At 61.7% G+C, this 17,877-nt stretch carries 18 protein-coding genes and 1 pseudogene; 12 read left to right on the top strand and 7 right to left on the bottom strand.

What is annotated here, in order from left to right; translation table 11 throughout:
• Positions 1-31: 31 nt before the first annotated feature.
• Positions 32-922 (bottom strand): bifunctional DNA-formamidopyrimidine glycosylase/DNA-(apurinic or apyrimidinic site) lyase, encoded by an 891-nt coding sequence (gene mutM / locus JJQ51_RS27670; protein WP_152093785.1) that lies wholly within the window; start codon positions 920-922, stop codon positions 32-34.
• A 246-nt stretch (positions 923-1,168) separates the two neighbouring features.
• Here mutM and ubiE point away from each other — a divergent pair, with 246 nt between their 5' ends.
• The 11 genes and pseudogenes from ubiE to JJQ51_RS27615 all read left to right on the top strand — a co-directional run bounded on the left by ubiE (position 1,169) and on the right by JJQ51_RS27615 (position 12,877).
• Positions 1,169-1,945 (top strand): bifunctional demethylmenaquinone methyltransferase/2-methoxy-6-polyprenyl-1,4-benzoquinol methylase UbiE, encoded by a 777-nt coding sequence (gene ubiE / locus JJQ51_RS27665; RefSeq protein WP_113329967.1) that lies wholly within the window; start codon positions 1,169-1,171, stop codon positions 1,943-1,945.
• Between the two features lie 62 nt (positions 1,946-2,007).
• On the top strand, positions 2,008-3,582 hold the full coding sequence (gene ubiB / locus JJQ51_RS27660; protein ID WP_152095588.1) for a 2-polyprenylphenol 6-hydroxylase: 1,575 nt from the start codon (positions 2,008-2,010) through the stop codon (positions 3,580-3,582).
• 209 nt (positions 3,583-3,791) lie between these two features.
• Entirely contained in the window at positions 3,792-5,375 is a 1,584-nt protein-coding gene (locus JJQ51_RS27655) for an aromatic amino acid lyase (RefSeq protein ID WP_152093787.1), read from the top strand.
• Between the two features lie 26 nt (positions 5,376-5,401).
• A complete protein-coding gene (locus JJQ51_RS27650; RefSeq protein WP_152093788.1) occupies positions 5,402-6,784 on the top strand; it encodes a dihydroorotase in 1,383 nt (460 codons plus the stop codon).
• A complete protein-coding gene (locus JJQ51_RS27645; protein ID WP_442967349.1) occupies positions 6,784-8,058 on the top strand; it encodes a Zn-dependent hydrolase in 1,275 nt (424 codons plus the stop codon). Before JJQ51_RS27650 ends, JJQ51_RS27645 begins: the two co-directional genes overlap by 1 nt.
• A 3-nt stretch (positions 8,059-8,061) precedes the next feature.
• Entirely contained in the window at positions 8,062-9,162 is a 1,101-nt protein-coding gene (locus tag JJQ51_RS27640; RefSeq protein ID WP_152093790.1) for a DUF917 domain-containing protein, read from the top strand.
• Between the two features lie 30 nt (positions 9,163-9,192).
• Positions 9,193-9,521 (top strand): annotated as a pseudogene (locus JJQ51_RS27635) (TfoX/Sxy family protein).
• Positions 9,522-9,762: 241 nt separating this feature from the next.
• Positions 9,763-11,424 carry a urocanate hydratase gene (locus JJQ51_RS27630; protein ID WP_113351340.1) on the top strand — a complete coding sequence of 554 codons (1,662 nt, stop codon included), beginning with the start codon at positions 9,763-9,765 and terminating at the stop codon, positions 11,422-11,424.
• A gap of 69 nt (positions 11,425-11,493) precedes the next feature.
• Positions 11,494-12,168, top strand: a complete 675-nt coding sequence (locus JJQ51_RS27625) for a spermidine synthase (RefSeq protein WP_113351341.1) — start codon at positions 11,494-11,496, stop codon at positions 12,166-12,168.
• Positions 12,169-12,233: 65 nt separating this feature from the next.
• Positions 12,234-12,476 (top strand): type II toxin-antitoxin system antitoxin VapB, encoded by a 243-nt coding sequence (gene vapB / locus JJQ51_RS27620; RefSeq protein ID WP_113351342.1) that lies wholly within the window; start codon positions 12,234-12,236, stop codon positions 12,474-12,476.
• Positions 12,473-12,877, top strand: coding sequence for a type II toxin-antitoxin system VapC family toxin (locus JJQ51_RS27615; protein WP_113351343.1), 405 nt, complete (start codon positions 12,473-12,475; stop codon positions 12,875-12,877). Before vapB ends, JJQ51_RS27615 begins: the two co-directional genes overlap by 4 nt.
• Here JJQ51_RS27615 and JJQ51_RS27610 read toward each other — a convergent pair.
• The 5 genes from JJQ51_RS27610 to JJQ51_RS27590 form a co-directional block, all read right to left on the bottom strand.
• Positions 12,874-13,278, bottom strand: a complete 405-nt coding sequence (locus JJQ51_RS27610) for a GFA family protein (RefSeq protein ID WP_113329957.1) — start codon at positions 13,276-13,278, stop codon at positions 12,874-12,876. The two genes, JJQ51_RS27615 and JJQ51_RS27610, sit on opposite strands and share 4 nt — an antisense overlap.
• Before the next feature lie 5 nt (positions 13,279-13,283).
• Positions 13,284-13,766, bottom strand: coding sequence for an SRPBCC family protein (locus tag JJQ51_RS27605; RefSeq protein ID WP_113351344.1), 483 nt, complete (start codon positions 13,764-13,766; stop codon positions 13,284-13,286).
• A complete protein-coding gene (locus JJQ51_RS27600; protein ID WP_145322215.1) occupies positions 13,750-14,091 on the bottom strand; it encodes an ArsR/SmtB family transcription factor in 342 nt (113 codons plus the stop codon). Before JJQ51_RS27600 ends, JJQ51_RS27605 begins: the two co-directional genes overlap by 17 nt.
• 91 nt (positions 14,092-14,182) lie before the next feature.
• Positions 14,183-14,569, bottom strand: a complete 387-nt coding sequence (locus tag JJQ51_RS27595) for a VOC family protein (protein WP_113351346.1) — start codon at positions 14,567-14,569, stop codon at positions 14,183-14,185.
• 14 nt (positions 14,570-14,583) lie between these two features.
• Complete coding sequence (locus tag JJQ51_RS27590) at positions 14,584-15,867, bottom strand: MFS transporter (protein WP_113351347.1); 1,284 nt, start codon at positions 15,865-15,867, stop codon at positions 14,584-14,586.
• 98 nt (positions 15,868-15,965) lie between these two features.
• Here JJQ51_RS27590 and JJQ51_RS27585 point away from each other — a divergent pair, with 98 nt between their 5' ends.
• Positions 15,966-16,841, top strand: a complete 876-nt coding sequence (locus JJQ51_RS27585) for a LysR family transcriptional regulator (protein ID WP_113351348.1) — start codon at positions 15,966-15,968, stop codon at positions 16,839-16,841.
• 45 nt (positions 16,842-16,886) lie between these two features.
• Here the strand turns inward: JJQ51_RS27585 and JJQ51_RS27580 are convergent, their stop codons facing one another.
• Complete coding sequence (locus JJQ51_RS27580; RefSeq protein WP_113351349.1) at positions 16,887-17,798, bottom strand: LysR family transcriptional regulator; 912 nt, start codon at positions 17,796-17,798, stop codon at positions 16,887-16,889.
• Positions 17,799-17,877: the final 79 nt, after the last annotated feature.

Below are 17,877 nucleotides of genomic sequence, written 5' to 3'. Positions count from 1 at the left end.
TCTCTCCCTTTTACCAGCTTTGGACCTTCAATCAGCCTTGGCAGGAAGCGCAGTAGAAAGAAGAGCGCCCCGCCTGGACGATGCGACTGACCGTACCGCCGCAACCGGGCGTACTGCAAGGCTGGCTTTCACGATCATAGACGGAAAAGGAATGCTGGAAATAGCCGAGCGAACCGTCCGTCTGGATATGATCGCGCAACGACGAACCGCCTGCGGCTATCGCATCGGCAATGACCTCGCGGATCGCCTCGACCAGCGCCAGCAGCGCTTCGGTCGGTTTGCCGGTATCCATAACCAGCGTGCCGGCGGCACGCAACGGCGACAGGTGAGAGCGCCACAGCGCCTCGCACACATATATATTGCCGAGACCGGCGATGTTCTTCTGGTCCAGCAGCGCGCTCTTCAGCGGCTGCGCCTTGCCGGCGAAACGCTTAGCCAGATAATCGGCATCGAGTTCATTACCCGTGGGTTCCGGCCCGAGATCGCGGAAGAAGGGATGGCTGGCCATCTCGGTCCGCCTGACCATGTCCATGAAGCCAAAGCGACGTGGGTCGTTATAGATGACGCGTGCATCACCGCCAGCGCTCGCCAGATGGAAGACCACATGATCGTGCTTCTCGTCCTTGGAACGGGGATGATGGAATTCGCCCGGCGTTCGCGCCTCCCGACCGGCTTCGACCCGAAACGAACCGGACATGCCGAGATGCGCGACGATCGTCTTGCCATCATCGAGATCGATCAGCAGGTATTTCGCACGGCGCGACAGCGACGCGATGCCGCGGCCCGAAGCGGCCTCAGCGAAATCGACAGGGAAAGGAAAGCGCAGATCGTTGCGGCGCAGCTCCAATTCCTTGAGAACCGCACCTTCCATGGAAGGTGCCAGCCCGCGTCTGACGGTTTCGACCTCTGGTAATTCCGGCATGGCTATCCATCTTTATGTTTCAACCGCTTATGATCTGAGCTATAGGCCAAAGCATTGCGGCTGTTGATCTGGCTGATGAGATAGCGTGGCAAACGCGATTTCGCTATGGTCCGCCGCTGAATACTGCATAATTCCTTAGACCGGAATCGATTTAAGGAGAGAATTGTGCAGCAAGTTTAAAGTGTTACAGCGACCCTTGCGCGCCATAAATGACGCGCGGCGCTGTAATGTAACGGAGTTGAGCCGATGGCAGACAGCCGCACCTCCGCCGATGGCGGCATGGAAACATCCTATGGCTTCCGCGAAGTAGCCGATGGTGAAAAGCAGGGCCTCGTCAACGAGGTGTTCCACAAGGTCGCCAAGCGCTACGACGTCATGAATGATGTCATGTCCATGGGCATGCATCGCGCCTGGAAGGATGCGATGGTCGCGGCGCTCAACCCGCGCAAGGATCCCGCCTACAAGGTGCTCGATGTTGCCGGCGGTACGGGCGATATCGCCTTCCGTATCGTCGAGGCCTCGAACCGGCTGGCGCACGCGACGGTGCTCGACATTAACGGCTCGATGCTGGGCGTCGGTGCCGAACGCGCTGAAAAGAAGAAGCTCTCCGACAATCTCACCTTCGTCGAGGCGAATGCCGAGGAACTGCCTTTCGAGCCGAATTCCTTTGACGCTTATACGATCGCCTTCGGCATCCGCAACGTTCCGCATATCGATGTGGCATTGAAGGAAGCCTATCGCGTGCTGAAGCGCGGCGGCCGGCTGCTCGTGCTCGAATTCTCCGAAGTCGATCTGCCGCTGCTCGACCGCGTCTACGACGCCTGGTCCTTCAACGCCATTCCGAAGTTCGGCAAGGCGATCACCGGCGATGCCGAGCCCTATCAATATCTAGTGGAATCGATCCGCAAGTTCCCGAACCAGCAGGACTTCGCGACGATGATCCGCGAGGCCGGCTTCTCGCGCGTGAGCTTCACCAATTACACCGGCGGCATTGCCGCGCTGCACTCCGGCTGGAAGCTCTGAAGCATGATATCCAGTCACCCGATCCGGCTTTTGGCCTCCATGTTCCGAGACCTTGAGACGATATGAGTGCTTTCAGCGCATATTTCGGCCTTGTTCGGGTCGGCTGGGTGCTCGTGCGCGAAGGCGTGGTCATGGCGCTGCCATCGGAAGGGCTGCCGCCCTCCGTCAGCCTTGCCAAATCCTTCGTCAGCATCTTTGCCCGCCGGAAGGCGAAGAGCCAGGCCCGCAGCGACCGGCTTGCCCAGGCAGTCGAGCGGCTCGGGCCTTCCTATGTGAAGATCGGCCAGTTCCTGGCGACTCGACCCGATGTCGTCGGCGTCGACATGGCGAACGACCTGTCGAAGCTTCAGGACAGGATGGCTTTTTTTCCGCACACTATGGCGACGGCAGCGATCGAGGCGTCGCTCGGGCGGCGGATCGACGATCTCTACGCCAGCTTCGGCGAGCCGATTGCCGCCGCGTCGATAGCGCAGGTGCATCCGGCGGAGGTCGACACGGCCGAAGGGCGCAAGCGCGTTGCCGTCAAGGTGGTCCGGCCTGGCGTGCGCCAGCGCTTTTCCAACGATATCAAGGCAATGTATCTCGTGGCGGGTATGCAGGAGCGGTTCATGCCCTCCAGCCGGCGCCTTCGGCCCGTGGAAGTGACCAAGACGCTCGAGCAGACCACGAAGGTCGAGATGGATCTGCGGCTGGAAGCCGCCGCGCTCTCCGAGATCGCCGAAAACACCGAGAAGGATCCCGGCTTCCGCGTTCCGAAGGTCGACTGGGAGCGTACCGGCCGCGACGTCATCACCATGGAGTGGATCGACGGCGTGAAGATGTCCGACGTCGAGGGCTTAAAAGCCGCCGGACACGATCTCAATGCACTCGCCGATACGCTGATCCAGTCCTTCCTGCGCCATACGCTGCGCGACGGCTTCTTCCATGCCGACATGCACCCCGGCAATCTCTTCGTCGATCCCACCGGCATGATCGTCGCAGTCGACATGGGCATCGTCGGCCGCCTGGGAAAGAAGGAACGCCGCTTCCTCGCCGAAATCCTGTACGGCTTCATCACCCGCGATTATGTCCGGGTGGCCGAAGTGCATTTCGAAGCCGGCTACGTACCTGCCCATCACAATACCGAGAGTTTTGCGCAGGCCATCCGTGCCATCGGCGAGCCGATCCATGGCCAGCCGGCCGAAACCATCTCCATGGGCAAGCTTCTGACCCTGCTCTTCGAAGTGACCGAACTCTTCGACATGGAAACGCGGCCCGAGCTGGTGATGCTGCAGAAAACCATGGTCGTGGTCGAGGGCGTATCGCGCATGCTCAATCCGCGCTTCAACATGTGGAAAGCATCCGAACCGGTGGTCGGCGACTGGATCCGCACCAATCTCGGCCCGAAGCGGATCATGACCGATCTGAAGGATGGTTTGAAGGCAGCTGTGAAGCTCGCCGAAGCCGCACCTGAGATTGCGGCCAAGACCGAAAAATTCCACCACGAACTGCTGCATATGAGCGAAAACGGCCTGCGCTTCGATCCGCAGACCGCCGAAGCGATCGGCAAGGCCGAGGCCAAGCACAGCCGCTCCGGCCGCTTCGCGCTTTGGGTGATTGCGCTGACGCTGCTTTACATCGCCTGGCATCTTGGCTGATCGCCAAGCTTTCTGATGCTTCTTTCTCGCCCCGGCCAAAATAGCTTGGCCGGTGCGGGAAGCCGCATGCGCGCGCAAACATAGAGTTGCGCGATGTGCGCACTCGTCCCAAAATCAGTCTGTCCGGCACGGATCAAGGTGTTCGCCATTTGGGATATCCCATTGACGATAAGGCTCGCATAGCCTTGCAAAAAAGGAGAACAGCAGAGATGGAGCGTCAGAGAGCCGGCATCGAACTCACCGGGCAACCCCTTGGGTTCAGCGATCTGGTGCGGATCGGCGCGGGGGCGGTGCTGCCGTCGGCATCGGAAAGCGGCATGGCGCGGGTGCGACTGGCGCGCAACGTTCTCGAAAGCACCATTCAATCCGGCATGCCGGTCTACGGCTCGACAACGGGTGTCGGAGCCATGAAAGATGTCGAATGGTCCCCCGAGGATCTCGATGCCTTCAATCTCGGTCTCGTGCGCGCCCATCATTTCGGCACAGGCGCCCCCTTCTCCATGTCGATCGTCCGCAATGCCATGGCGATCCGCGTCAATACGGCTCTCACCGGTCAGGTCGGTTGTTCGCAAGAATTGATCGAAGCCTATCTGCAGCTCTTGAGCTCGGATGTCATTCCCGTCGTCAGGCGCACGGGCTCGATCGGCTGCGCGGATATCGGTCTGATGGGCCAGATCGGCGCGGTTCTGACCGGCGTTGGCGAAGCCGTCTATCGCGGCCGACGCATGCAGGCTGCCGATGCCTTCGATGCCGCTGGCATCGCTCCGGTCAGGATGATGCCGCGCGACAGCTTGGCCTCGCTCAGCGTCAATGCAGTCAGCTTCGCAGCCGCTGCAGAGACGACCCGCAACGCCGCCGCCTCGATCCGTGTGCTGCTGGCAACCGGCATGATGGCGGCCGGCGCGCTCGGCGCTTCGCGCGATCCGTGGATTTCCGTGCGCCATGTCGGCACCGCGCGCGAAGCCCTGATCGGTGCCTGGCTCTGTAACGCCTCGGAAGAATGGCCCTGGCCGGTCGCCACCCATGTGCAGGACCCGTTGAGCCTGCGCATGATCGCCCAGGTCTTTGGCGCCGTCATCGAAAACCTCCTGACCGCCGGCCACAAGATTCTGGCCGCGACCGGCCGTTCGGACGACAATCCGGTCATCGTCGATGGCCGTGTGATGACCTCGGGCGGCTCTCTTCCGCTCGATGTCACCGTGCTTCTAGAAGCGGCCGTCATCTGCATGGCCCATGCCGCCCGCAACGCCTTTAATCGCTGCGTCCTGCTCGGCAACGGCCAGCGGCGCGGCCTGCCCGTCAATCTGGTGCCCGAAGGCAGGATCGCGACCGGCTTCGGCCCCATCATCAAGCTCGCCGGCGAGATCTTCTCGCGCGTTCTCTCCATGTCCAATCCGGTCTCGGCGCAGTCGCTGGTGGTTGCGGCGGGAATGGAAGACGAGGCCGCCTTCCTGCCGCTGGTCATCGAACGTTTCGAGCGGCAGATGCGGGCACTGAAGCGTCTGGCCGCCCTTGAGGCCCTACTTTCGGCACAGGCAATGGACATTCTCGGCGACAAGCCGGAAGGCGTGGCGCGCATGCTCTACGACGTCGTGCGCAAGCATGCCGACTTCTATGTCGTCGACCGTCCCCTTTCGGCCGAAGTCGAGGCGATCGAGGAGGAGCTCGGCTCGGAGTCCTTCGTCTCTGACTTGATCGCCCACAAGCCGATCATCGCCTATGATGACTTCTTCGCGCTCGGCTCGCTGGAGCGGGTCGAAGAGCGGCTTTATCACGACACCATTGCCATCTGAACCAACCGACGAGCGAGGGAATGCACATGGCCGATTTCGATCTTGTTCTGCAAGGCACTGTGGTTCTGCCTGGACGCATCGTGGAAGCCGGCTATGTCGGCGTGCGCGCCGGCAAGATCGCCGAGATCGGCATCGGCGTGCCCCCGGCCGCGCGCGAGCGGCATTTGCTCGGCAAGGCACTGATCCTGCCCGGCGCAATCGACGCGCAAGTGCATTCGCTCTCTCAGAAGGATCAGGAGGATTTCGTCTGGTCGACGCGCTCGGCAGCTGCCGGCGGCGTCACCACCATCGTCGACATGCCCTATGACGAAGGCAATCTCGTCTGCTCGGCAGCGGCGGTGAAGAAGAAGATCGACCATGCCGCGCCGCAATCGCGCGTCGACTTTGCTCTTTATGGCACGGTCGATCCGGAAGAAGGCCCGGCGCGCATCGCCGAGATGGTCGAGGCCGGTGTTTCCGCCTTCAAATTCTCCACCTTCGGCACCGACCCCAAGCGTTTCCCGCGCATTCCGCCCGCCCTGCTCGATGCGTGCTTTGCCGCCATCGCGCCCACGGGCCTGACAGCCGGCGTACACAACGAGGATGACGAAGCTGTCCGCACCTACATTGAGCAGGTGAAGGCGAGCGGCATCACCGACTATCGCGCCCACGGCCTGTCCCGCCCGCCAATCACCGAACTGCTTGCCATGCACACGATCTTCGAGACGGGCGCAGATACCGGCTGCCCGGCGCATGTCGTCCATTGCTCGCTCGGCCGCGGCTACGACATAGCCCGCGCCTATCGCCGCGACGGTTTCGAAGCGACGGTCGAGTGCTGCATCCATTACCTGACGCTCGATGAGGAAAACGATGTGAGGCGCCTCGGCGGCAAGGCGAAAATTAATCCGCCGATCCGCCCCCGCGCCGAAGTGGAAACCTTGTGGCGCAAGGTGGCGGAGGGCAATGTCTGGCTCGTCTCGACCGATCATGTCAGCTGGTCGGAAAACCGCAAAACCAATCCGGATATGCTGGCGAATGCTTCCGGCGTGCCGGGACTGGAGGTCATGGTGCCGCTCTTCGTAAAGGGTGCTCTGGAGCGCGGCGTGCCGCTGACCTGGGCGGCGAAGCTGATGGCGGAAAATCCAGCTAAGCATTTCCGCCTCGACCATATCAAAGGCGCGCTGACGCCGGGCAAGGACGCCGATATCGTCGTTCTGGAACCGCGCGAAACGATCTATGACGCGGCGGCCAGCGGCAATAACGTCGTCGGCTGGAGCCCCTATAACGGCATCCGCCTGCCCTGGACTGTGTCCGCCGCCTATCTTAGAGGCAAGCAGATCACCGAGGGACAGAAGGTGCTGGCCGAACCCGGCTCCGGCAGCTTTGTCCGTCCCTTGCCTCGCCAAGTCATTGCCGGAGATGCAGCCTGATGACCGAAACCAAGCGCCACAACCTGCCCGTAAACGCCGACCGTATCGCCGAGGATATCGATGCGCTGGCCGGCATCACTGATCCGGGCCACCCGTGGACGCGCCGCGCCTTCTCGCCGCTCTTCCTCGAAGGGCGCGCCTATATCGAAGCACGGATGAAGGCGGCAGGGCTTGAGACCCGCATCGACGCCGCCGGCAATCTGATCGGCCGGCGTACCGGCGCCAAGCCTGGCCTCGGAACGATCCTTGTCGGCTCGCATTCCGACACCGTGCCCGACGGGGGCCGTTTCGATGGCATTGCCGGCACGATCGCAGCGCTCGAAGTTGCGCGCTCCTTGAAGGATCGCGGCATCGAGCTCGACCATGATCTGGAAATCGTCGATTTCCTCGCCGAAGAAGTCAGCATCTTCGGCGTCTCCTGCATCGGCAGCCGCGGCATGACCGGGCAGATCCCCGAGGCGTGGCTCTCCCGCGTGAGCGGCGACCGCACGCTTTCTGAAGGAATTGCCGAAGTCGGCGGTGATCCCTCCGTGCTGCTCTCCCAGAAGCGGCCGGATCTCGCCGGCTTCCTGGAGCTGCATATCGAGCAGGGCCCGGTGCTGGAAGCCGAGAACAAGGATATCGGCATCGTCACCGCGATCGCCGGCATCACCCGCATCGAAATCACCGTGGAAGGCCGCGCCGATCATGCCGGCACGACGCCGATGGACCGCCGTGCAGATGCGCTGGTGGCGGCCTCGCAGCTCGTCCTCGATATTCGTCAACGCGCGGCGGAGCAGGCGAAAACGCCGGGCCATTTCGCCGCGACCGTCGGCGAATTCCGCATCGAGCCGAATGCCGCCAATGTCGTGCCATCCAAGGTCGTGCTCTTGATCGACGGCCGCGCCGAAATTCGCAGCGACATGGAGGATTTCCTGGCCTGGATCGACGGTGAGGTGAAGACCATCGCCGCCGATTATGGCGTGACGATCAACCCGCCGGTGCGTGTCTCCGACAACATGCCGACGCCGGGCGCTCCGGTACTGCTCGAAACGCTCGAACGCGCCTGCGAGACTGTCGGCGCCAAACATCGCCGTATGGCCTCCGGCGCCGGTCACGACACAGCCTGGATCGCCAAGGTCGCGCCGGCCGCCATGATCTTCGTGCCGTGCAAGGAAGGCCGCAGCCATTGCGCCGAGGAATGGGCCGAGAATGACGACATCGCCATGGGCGCCGCCGTGCTTTTCGAAGCGGTGCGCGACATGGACAAGAACCTCAAACAGAACCGGGAGTAGCCGATGGGACGCATACTCGTTGCCAAGGATGTGGAAGCGGCCGTCAAGGGCGGCTCCGTTTACGCCGCAGGCGGTGGCGGCTGGGCCGATCATGGCCGCATGCTGGGCTATGCAGCCGTCAATGTCGGCAAGCCGGAGCTGGTGTCAATCGACGAATTGAACGACAATGACTGGATCGCCACGGCCGCCGCCATCGGCGCGCCGGCCTCCACCACCCCGTGGGAAATGCAAGGCATCGATTACGTGAAAGCCGTGCAGCTGCTGCAGGACGAGCTTGGCGAAAAGCTTTCCGGCCTGATCATCGGCCAGAACGGCCGGTCTTCGACACTGAACGGCTGGCTGCCGTCGGCGATCCTCGGAACGAAGGTGGTGGATGCCGTGGGTGACATCCGCGCTCATCCGACTGGTGATATGGGATCGATCGGCATGGCGGGTTCGCCCGAGCAGATGATCCAGACCGCCGTCGGCGGCAACCGCGCCGAGAACCGCTATATCGAACTGGTCGTGAAGGGTGCGACGGCAAAGATTTCGCCGATCCTGCGTGCGGCATCCGACCAATCAGGCGGCTTCATCGCCTCCTGCCGCAACCCCTTGCGCGCGTCTTACGTCCGCACGCATGCGGCGCTCGGCGGCATCTCCATGGCGCTTTCGCTCGGCGAGGCAATCATCGAGGCGGAAAAGAAAGGCGGCAACGCCGTCATCGACGCCATCTGCAAGACAACAGGCGGCCATATCCTGGCCGAAGGTACGATCACAAAAAAGGACGTCGTCTACACGAAGGAAGCCTTCGACATCGGCACCATTACGGTCGGCAGCGGCGACAAGGCCGTCACCATGCATGTGATGAACGAGTACATGGCGGTCGAGGATGCCGGCAGCAAGCGCCTGGCAACCTTCCCCTCCGTTATCACCACGCTGTCGCCGGAAGGCGAACCCTTGAGCGTCGGCCAGCTGCACGAGGGTATGACAGTCTTCATCCTGCATGTACCGATGAATATCATTCCGCTGTCTGCCAGCGTGCTCGACCCCACGGTCTATCCCTCTGTCGAAAAAGCCATGGGTATCGAGATCGCGAAATACGCTCTCGCCGCCAAGAAGAACTGACGGGAAAGCTTGGAAGCGCGGGAGGCGCAGATGGCTCGTGACGCAGGTCTTGAAGAATTGCTGAGAGAAGAGCTCGGGCGACGGCCCGGGCTCAGGGAGAAAGGAATGTTCGGCGGCTGGGCCTTTCTGCTCAATGGCCATCTCATGTGCGGCGCCCGTGATGATGGGATGCTGATCCGCCTTGGCAAAGGCAACGATGCCTGGGCGCTGGAGCAGCGTGACGTCAAACCCATGCAGTTGGGCGGCCGAAAAATGCTGGGATGGGTGCGGCCGGGCCGGAAGCCTATGGCAATGACATGCTGCGCAAGCGGCTGCTTCTGGCTGCGCTGGACTTCGTCGAAGGCCTGCCGCCGAAGTGAACGCGTATTGAAGAACACTCCTCTTCTCCCCAGCGGGGAGAAGATGTCCGTCAGGACAGATGAGGGGGGTGAGCGACTAAGGAGCGAACGTCTGAGCGGTACGCGAAGACGATATGTGCCGCATCGCCCCCCTCATCCGACCCTTCGGGCCACCAACCGGGGTCGAGCCACGGGTCTCGACCCGTCCTTCGAACCCCCGCTGGGGAGAAGAAGAGACTATCAAACAAGAGGAAAAGCAATCATGCCGAAAGCCAATCCACGTCACCCGAAATTCCCCATCCCGGGCGGGCCGGAGCTGCGTGCCAAGGGCTGGCGACAGGAGGCCCTGTTGCGCCTGCTCGAAAACGTGCTTTCGGTCGGTGAAGATCCCGACAATCTCGTCGTCTACGCCGCCCTCGGCAAGGCAGCGCGCAACTGGGCGGCGCATAAGGGCATCGTCAAGGCGCTGACCGAAATGGATGAGAACCAGACCCTGCTCATCCAATCCGGCAAGCCGATTGGCCTCATCCGCACGCATGACAAAGCGCCGCTCGTTATCATGGCGAACTGCAACATTGTCGGGCAATGGGCGAAGGCGGAAGTCTTCTACGAATTGCAACGCAAGGGCTTGATCTGTTGGGGCGGCCTGACGGCCGGCGCCTGGCAATATATCGGCAGCCAGGGCGTGATTCAGGGTACCTACGAAATCTTCATGCGAATCGCCGAGCGCCGCTTCGGCGGCGATCTCTTCGGCCGCTTTGTGCTGACGGCGGGTCTCGGCGGAATGGGCGGCGCGCAGCCGCTCGCCGGACGCATGGCGGGGGCTGCGATCCTCTGCATCGATATCGATGCCGATCGCGCCAGGAAGCGCCAGGACATCGGCTATCTGCAGGAAATCGCACCCGATCTCGATTCCGCGCTCGCAATGATCGACGCCGCCGTCAAGGAAAAGCGGGCGCTTTCCGTCGGCCTCGTCGGCAATGCGGCCGAGATCTATCCCGAGATCGCCCGGCGCGGCATCGTGCCCGATATCGTCACCGATCAGACCTCAGCCCACGATCTCGTCTATGGATATGTGCCGAAGGGCATGAACCTGCAGCAGGTTCGGGACTTGCGCGATGACGGCCAGGGCCAGCTTATGGCGGCCAGCCGCGCCTCGATCGTCGAGCATGTGAAGGCCATGCTGGACTTCCAAAAAAAGGGTTCCGAAGTCTTCGACAACGGCAATCTGATCCGCACCCAGGCGAAGGAAGGTGGCGTTGCGAACGCCTTCGATATTCCGATCTTCACCGAAGCCTATCTCAGGCCGCTCTTCTGCCGAGCCATCGGGCCGTTCCGCTGGATGGCGCTTTCAGGCGAGGAAAGCGATATCGCCCGCATCGACGATCTGCTTCTGGAAATGTTCCCCGACAACAAGATTATCACCAACTGGATCAAGCTTGCGCGTCAGCACGTGCCTTTCGAAGGCCTGCCGGCACGCATCGCGTGGCTCGGCCACGGAGAGCGCACCGCCCTTGCCCGCCGTGTCAATGAGCTTGTGGCAGGCGGAGAGCTGAAGGGGCCGATCGCCTTTTCGCGCGACCATCTCGATGCCGGCGCCATGGCCCATCCGAACATCATGACTGAGCGCATGAAGGACGGCTCCGACGCGATTGCCGACTGGCCGCTGATCGACGCGATGATGCTCTGCTCGTCCATGGCCGATCTCGTCGTCGTCCATTCCGGCGGCGGCGGCTATGCCGGCTACATGACGAGCTGCGGCGTCACGGTTGTTGCCGACGGCACGCAAGCCGCCGACGAACGGCTCGATCATGCGCTGACCAACGACACCGCCCTTGGCGTCATGCGCTATGCCGATGCCGGTTACGAGGAAGCGCTTGATGAAGTTGCGAAAAAGGATGTGCCCTATATCCGTTTGGGATAAGCGCATCTGTTCTTAGCGGCACCGAAAGACTATGGTCCGGGCAATTCAAAATTGAGTTGAGAGTTGCCCGTGATCCCCTGGACCTTGCTTGATACTGCGAAAATCCCCGGCGGCGGCGAGCTGCGCCTGAAGCAGCGTGGCCAGGAATTTTCCATCATGCTCGGCACCAACGAGCTGATGAACAGCCGGCTGAGCGGCTCCGAACGGGCGCTTGCGACGCTTTCCTGCGAGAAGATCAAGGGCCGGAAGGCGCCACACATATTGATCGGCGGCCTTGGCATGGGCTTTACCTTGCGCGCGGCGCTCGGCGAACTCGGAGCGGACGCCAAAGTTACGGTCGCGGAACTGGTGCCGGCTGTCGTGTCATGGGCACGCGGGCCGATGGCAACGGTCTTCGACGGCTGCCTCGACGATCCGCGCGTCGCCATTCATGAAGGCGATGTGCGTCCACTCATCCGCGCTCGCAAGGCGGCCTACGACGCCATCCTGCTCGATGTCGACAACGGGCCGGATGGCATCACATCCGAAGCCAATGACGGCCTTTACGATTATCAGGGCCTGAAAGCGGCGCGCGATGCGCTGCGTTCCGGCGGTGTCCTCGCCGTCTGGTCTTCGGGACCCGACGACCGCTTCACACGGCGGCTGCGCGACAGCGGTTTTGCCGCCGAGGTGGTCAATACGCGCGCCAATGGCAAGACAGGCGCGCGCCACGTCATTTGGCTCGCGACAAGATCGGGATCGTAACGCCTCGAATTGAAATCAGACCTGAGATGCTATATATCAATGTCATATCTCAAGGGAGTTATGGCATGGACACCGCAAAGATCTTCTGGTCCGGCCGCTCGCAGGCCGTGCGCTTGCCGAAGGAATTCCGCCTCGACGGCGAGGAAGTGCGCATCCGCCGGCAGGGAAAGGCAATCATTCTGGAGCCGATCCCCGAAGATTGGGACTGGCTGGAAGCCGTAACAGGCCCGATCGATGATGACTTTGTAGAAGCAGCGACCGAGCAACCGGCTGAGCAGCAACGCCCCGAGTTGGATATCTTCAAGTGAAATATCTGCTCGACAGCAATGCCGTCATCGCGCTGATGAAAGGACACCCGGGCTTCGTCAACGAGCTTCGCAGGCACAAGCCGCAGGATTTCGCCATTCCGGCCATCGTCGCACACGAGCTGTTTTATGGTGCCTATAAGGGGCAGCGCGTTTCCGACAATCTGGCACGTGTCGATGCCTTGCAATTCGAGACGCTGGATTTCGATAAGCAAGATGCCCGTGTAGCCGGCGAAATTCGCGCAAGCCTTGCTTCCCTCGGCACACCGATCGGTGCCTATGACGTTTTGATCGCGGGACAAGCGGTCGCCCGCGATCTGATCCTGATAACGCACAATGTCAGAGAATTTGGACGGGTTCAAAAGCTGCGTTTCGAAGACTGGGAGTCCTTGCCGAGCGGCTAAAGATAACGCGTTTCTTCCGGTGCACGATCGAAGCGGTCGTCGCGGCCATCGAAGTAGCCGACGGGAAGCGAGGCGAGTTCCTCATCGGTGGCATCGTCCAGGCAGCTGATGCTGATCGCATAGAACTTGCCGCCGAGTGCGGGATTTTCACCCCAGTTGAAGGAGCTGATGCCGCAAGTCTTGCAGAAGAGATGATGAAGAATGCGCGGGCCGAACTGATATTCGCCGATGCTGTCCTCGCCCGAGATCAGACGGAAATCGGCGGGCGTGGCGACAGCCAGCCAATTGCGCTTCTTCTTGCAGATCGAGCAATTGCATTTGAAGGTGCCGCCCTGCAGATCGAGATCGGCTTCGTAAGCGACGGCACCGCAATGGCAGCTTCCGTGATAGGTCTTTTTCATCACTCTCATCCTTCCCTTGAGGTGGCTTCTGCGTAAGCGACATATTTGTCGAGCGCCTGTTCCCAGCCGCCGGTCTGAAGCTTCAGTTCGGTCTCGTCAGGCAATTCGGCCTTTCGGAAGACGAGGCGCGTCTTCTCGCCAAGCTCATGGAATTCCACGGTCACCTGCATCGGATGTTCGGCCCTACCCTCCTGATTTTCCCAGGCGAAGGTGAAGACGAGGCGCTCGGGCGGGACGATCTCCAGATAGCGGCCATGGCTCCAATATTCCCTACCTTCCGGCGTGAGAATGCAGTGCCGCCAGGCGCCCCCTTCCCGCAGGTCGACAAAGACGGATGGCGTCGTCATGTTCTGGGGCGCCCACCAACGCACCATATGCTCCGGCTCCGTCCAGAGACGAAACAGCAAGTCGCGCGGCGCGGCTATTTCGCGGGTCAGCACGATCTCGCGTAGCGGTCGCATGCTGCCGCCCTCAATTGCTGGGGTCATCCATTCCTCCCTTTTGCAATAACGCCGCATAGGCTTCCAGGCGATCGAGATTGTCGTTCCAGAACTGCCGGTAACTCTCCAGCCAGTCATCCACCTGCCGCAGCGGTTTAGGTTCCAGCCGGCAGGGCCGCCATTGTGCCTCCCTTCCCTTCGAGATCAGACCTGCTCTTTCCAGCACTTTCAGATGCTTGGAAACGGCGACCAGCGACATGTCGAAGGGTTCGGCCAGTTCCGAGACGGATGCCTCGCCGGTCGACAGCCGAGCCAGGATCGCCCGGCGGGTAGGATCGGCAAGGGCCGAGAGGGTTGTGCTCAATGTGTCCATACGGATCAATAAACCAGGAAGTTAATTAACTTATTGGTTTAATATATGGCGCAAGCAAATGATGTCAAGAAGGGCTTTCTGACGCCCGACCTCAGGGAATGACGTTGGACACTTCGATCAGGTTTTGATCGGGGTCGCGGAAATAGACCGAGAGAATGGGGCCGGTCGCACCGGTTCGGCGCACCGGGCCTTCCTCAATCGCAACGCCCTCTGCCTGCAAGTGAGCAATGACCTCATCCAGAGGCGTTGTGCTGATGAAGCAAAGATCGGCCGAGCCCGGTGTCGGCCGTTCAGCCTTAGGCTCCAGCTCATGTCCGGCTCGATGCAGATTGATCTTCTGGTTGCCGAAGGTCAGAGCCTTGCGGCCCGCCCCGAAGGTTTCGACGCCCATGCCGAGGACACGGGCATAGAAATCGCAGCTCTCCTCGATGCTCGCGACCGTGAGCACCAGATGATCGAGATGGTCGATGCGGATCATGGCGGCCTCCTGAGTCAGCGACGCGCCAGCCTGGCGACGGCAAGGGCGCTGGCGAGACAGAGTGCCAGCATAACGAGGATGAAGGCAACCACGGCATTCCAGCCATCGGCAAGCCAGAAATAGCCTCCGACCGAACCCGCAATGCTGGAGCCGAGATAATAGGCGAGCAGGTAGAGCGAAGAGGCATGGCCCTTGAAGCCATGGGCCAGCCGCCCCACAAGCGCGCTGGCAACGGAATGGGTCATGAAGAAACCGATCGTCACCAGGATGATGCCGAGAATGATCAGCGGCAAGGAGCTGGAAAGCGTCACCGCCGCCCCGAGCGCGGCGATCAGCACGCCCACCGGCAGCACGACGAAATGGCCGATGCGATCGCCGAGCAGGCCAGCCGCCCAGGATGCGACGATCCCGAAGAGATAGGCGGTGAAGATCAGGCCCAATTCGGTCTGGCTGAGATCATAGGGGTCAGCGACCAAACGGAAGCCGGCATAGTTATAGACGGTGACGAAGGAGCCCATGACGAGAAAGCCGATGGCAAAGAGCAGCGGCAACGCCGCATTGCTGAAGTGACCGCTCCAGGCCTTCAGGTGGAAGGCAACATCAAAACCCTTGCGTGGGGTGAAATTGCGCGACGGCGGCAGGAGATAAAGGAAGCCGACGGCGGCGACAAGGCCGAGAATGCCGACCGCTGCCAATGCCGGCCGCCAACTCAGATATTCGGCGATCGTACCGGTCACCACGCGCCCGGCCATGCCGCCAAAGGCGTTGCCGGCGATATAGAGGCCCATGGCGCCGCCGAGGCCGCGCGGTTCGATTTCCTCGGCCAGATAGGTCATGGCGACAGCTGGCACACCGCCCAAGAGAAAGCCCTCAAGAGCGCGGACGGCGAGAAGCATATGCCAGCTCGGCGACACCGCGCAGACGATCGTGCAGATGGCCGCGCCGAGCAGCGAAATGAACATCAGGCTGCGGCGGCCGAGGCTTTCGGAAACGGCGGCTGCGCCGAAGATCGCGAAGGCCAGGAAGCCAGTCGAAAGCGATAGCGACAGCGAGCTTGCAGCCGGCGTGACACCGAAATCCTCAGAGAAGATCGGCATCAGCGGCTGGACACAATAGAGCAGCGAGAAAGTGGCGAAACCGGAGAGAAACAGCCCAATGGTCGCGCGGCGGAAGGCAGGCGTGCTGCGCGTCAGAAACTGGCGGGTGTCGGTCGGCGGCTCGTTCCTGACGAGTGTCAATTCGGGACCAGACGAAACTTCGGAGGCAACGATTTCCTGCTTGCCAGCGGCGCGAGACATTGGTGGCACCTGACCTTTCTTGCCTCAGAATCTAGCCAGCTCGGCTCCATTAGTCCAATATATGGAACAGGCAATCTTAATAGCTTTTGGAGATAGCGATGGAGCTGCGTCATATCCGCTATTTTCTGGCACTGGCGGAAGCGGGAAACTTCACCCGCGCGGCGGCCAATCTCGGCATCGGCCAGCCGCCGCTCAGCCAGCAGATCCGGGACCTGGAAAACGAGGTGGGGGCGCAACTGTTCCATCGCGTGCCGCATGGTGCCGAACTGACGGCGGCGGGCGAGGCCTTTCTCGCGGAAGCGAAAATGGCGGTCGATGCGGCGGAAAAGGCGAAGCTAGCCGCCCAGCGTGCCAATCGCGGCGAGATCGGTCGTCTGTCGCTCGGCTTCACCGCATCCTCGGCCTTCAACATAATCGTCACATCAACCATTCGCGAGTTTCGGCGGCACTGGCCGGAGGTGCGGCTGTCACTCACAGAGATGAACACCAATGCGCTGATGGAGCGGCTGATGCGCGGTGAGATCGACGCGGCATTCATTCGCCCGGGCCTGGAGGATCCGCGGGATGTTCGCCTGAAGCGCTTTGCCGACGAACCGATGCTGATCGCGCTACCGGCCCATCATCCGCTTGCGAAAAAGGAACGCGTGCCGGTTGCGGCGCTCGCAGGCGAGCCCTTCATTCTCTTCCCGCGCATGGTGGGACTCAGCCTCTATGACGATATCGTTGGTGCTTGCCGCGAAGCGGGCTTCGACCTCGTGGTGACGCAGGAAGCCCCGCAGATCCCATCCGTCGTCAATCTCGTCGCCGCCAATCTCGGCGTTTCCATCGTTCCGGCTTCGATCGCACAAATCAAGCTCGACGGCGTCGCCTATCGGCAAATCGATGGGCCGTCGGTCGTGGCGCGGCTCGGTCTTGCCAGCCTTAAGGCGCAGCGATCACCTGTTATCGCCAATCTCATGAGCCTGATTGCGTAATTATTTGTTTTCACGCAATTCCGGACGCAAAACCGCTTCCCACTTTTACTGGAATTGCTCCCGCTCCCAATAAGGCGGATCGCCGAACGCCTTCTTCAGATGATCGGCGATGGCGCGCAGCTTGGCCGAGGGATTGCGTCCCTCCGGATGGGCCATGAAGATGAACTCCGGTTCCGGCCGGTAGCCGACGTCGATCTCGACAAGCCGCCCATCCCTCACCGAAGGCGCGGCAATGAAGGCCGGCAGCAAGGCGATACCGAGGCCGGCAATCGCGGCATCGTGGAGGACATCGCCATTGTTGACGCCCAGCGCCAGCTTCGCACGAATGACGACGGCGCCCTCTGGTCGCTCGAAACGCCAGTCCGCGACGCCGCGATTGGTGTAGAAAATCCCGCGGTGATCCTCAAGATCGGAGAGCGACGTGGGTTTGCCGTGACGACTGAGATAATCCGGCGAGGCCACGAGAAGGCGGCGGCTGCGGGCGAGCTTCCAGGCGATGAGGCGCGAGTCGGCGATCAGGCCATGGCGTATGATCGCATCATAGCCATCCGAAGCGGCATCGACCCGACGGTCGTCGAGATCAAGCGTCAGCTCGATCTCTGGATGATCGGCGAGAAACGGATAGAGGGCCGGCCCCAGATGCAGGCGGCCGAAGGTGACGGGTGCGGCAATGCGCAGAGGCCCCATCAGCGTGCCGCGCCGCTCGGCGAGATCGGCCGCCGCCTCGCGCACCTCCTGCGCGATGCGTGTGGCGCGCTGCAGGAAAGCGGTGCCATCTTCCGTCAGGGTCAGCTTGCGGGTTGTGCGGTGAAGCAGGGTTGCCCCCAATGCTTTCTCCATTTCCGACAAGCGCTCGCTGACCACGGATTTCGACAGGCGCAGGCGCCGCGCCGCCTCGCTGATCGAGCCGGCCTCGGCTACAGTTACGAACGTCACGATCCCGTCGATCTTCAGCATCGTTCGGAAACTCCGAATTCGAATTCCTCTTTTTGAAGACTAATCCGAACGATCGGAAAAGGCCATCTTCCTCGTATCG

It is taken from the genome of Rhizobium sp. AG207R, assembly GCF_027109195.1.
Taxonomy (GTDB): Bacteria; Pseudomonadota; Alphaproteobacteria; order Rhizobiales; family Rhizobiaceae; genus Rhizobium; species Rhizobium dioscoreae.
This window is presented reverse-complemented; position numbering and strand designations above follow the sequence as displayed.

Bases quoted from the DNA above. Each gene is read 5' to 3' on its own strand.
- JJQ51_RS27605 (WP_113351344.1), bottom strand. From the start codon at position 13,766: ATGACCCCAGCAATTGAGGGCGGCAGCATGCGACCGCTACGCGAGATC.
- JJQ51_RS27595 (WP_113351346.1), bottom strand. From the start codon at position 14,569: ATGATCCGCATCGACCATCTCGATCATCTGGTGCTCACGGTCGCGAGC.
- JJQ51_RS27630 (WP_113351340.1), top strand. From the start codon at position 9,763: ATGCCGAAAGCCAATCCACGTCACCCGAAATTCCCCATCCCGGGCGGG.
- ubiB (WP_152095588.1), top strand. From the start codon at position 2,008: ATGAGTGCTTTCAGCGCATATTTCGGCCTTGTTCGGGTCGGCTGGGTG.
- JJQ51_RS27645 (WP_442967349.1), top strand. From the start codon at position 6,784: ATGACCGAAACCAAGCGCCACAACCTGCCCGTAAACGCCGACCGTATC.
- JJQ51_RS27655 (WP_152093787.1), top strand. From the start codon at position 3,792: ATGGAGCGTCAGAGAGCCGGCATCGAACTCACCGGGCAACCCCTTGGG.
- JJQ51_RS27590 (WP_113351347.1), bottom strand. From the start codon at position 15,867: ATGTCTCGCGCCGCTGGCAAGCAGGAAATCGTTGCCTCCGAAGTTTCG.
- JJQ51_RS27600 (WP_145322215.1), bottom strand. From the start codon at position 14,091: ATGGACACATTGAGCACAACCCTCTCGGCCCTTGCCGATCCTACCCGC.
- ubiE (WP_113329967.1), top strand. From the start codon at position 1,169: ATGGCAGACAGCCGCACCTCCGCCGATGGCGGCATGGAAACATCCTAT.
- JJQ51_RS27580 (WP_113351349.1), bottom strand. From the start codon at position 17,798: ATGCTGAAGATCGACGGGATCGTGACGTTCGTAACTGTAGCCGAGGCC.
- mutM (WP_152093785.1), bottom strand. From the start codon at position 922: ATGCCGGAATTACCAGAGGTCGAAACCGTCAGACGCGGGCTGGCACCT.
- JJQ51_RS27585 (WP_113351348.1), top strand. From the start codon at position 15,966: ATGGAGCTGCGTCATATCCGCTATTTTCTGGCACTGGCGGAAGCGGGA.
- JJQ51_RS27650 (WP_152093788.1), top strand. From the start codon at position 5,402: ATGGCCGATTTCGATCTTGTTCTGCAAGGCACTGTGGTTCTGCCTGGA.
- JJQ51_RS27640 (WP_152093790.1), top strand. From the start codon at position 8,062: ATGGGACGCATACTCGTTGCCAAGGATGTGGAAGCGGCCGTCAAGGGC.
- vapB (WP_113351342.1), top strand. From the start codon at position 12,234: ATGGACACCGCAAAGATCTTCTGGTCCGGCCGCTCGCAGGCCGTGCGC.
- JJQ51_RS27610 (WP_113329957.1), bottom strand. From the start codon at position 13,278: ATGAAAAAGACCTATCACGGAAGCTGCCATTGCGGTGCCGTCGCTTAC.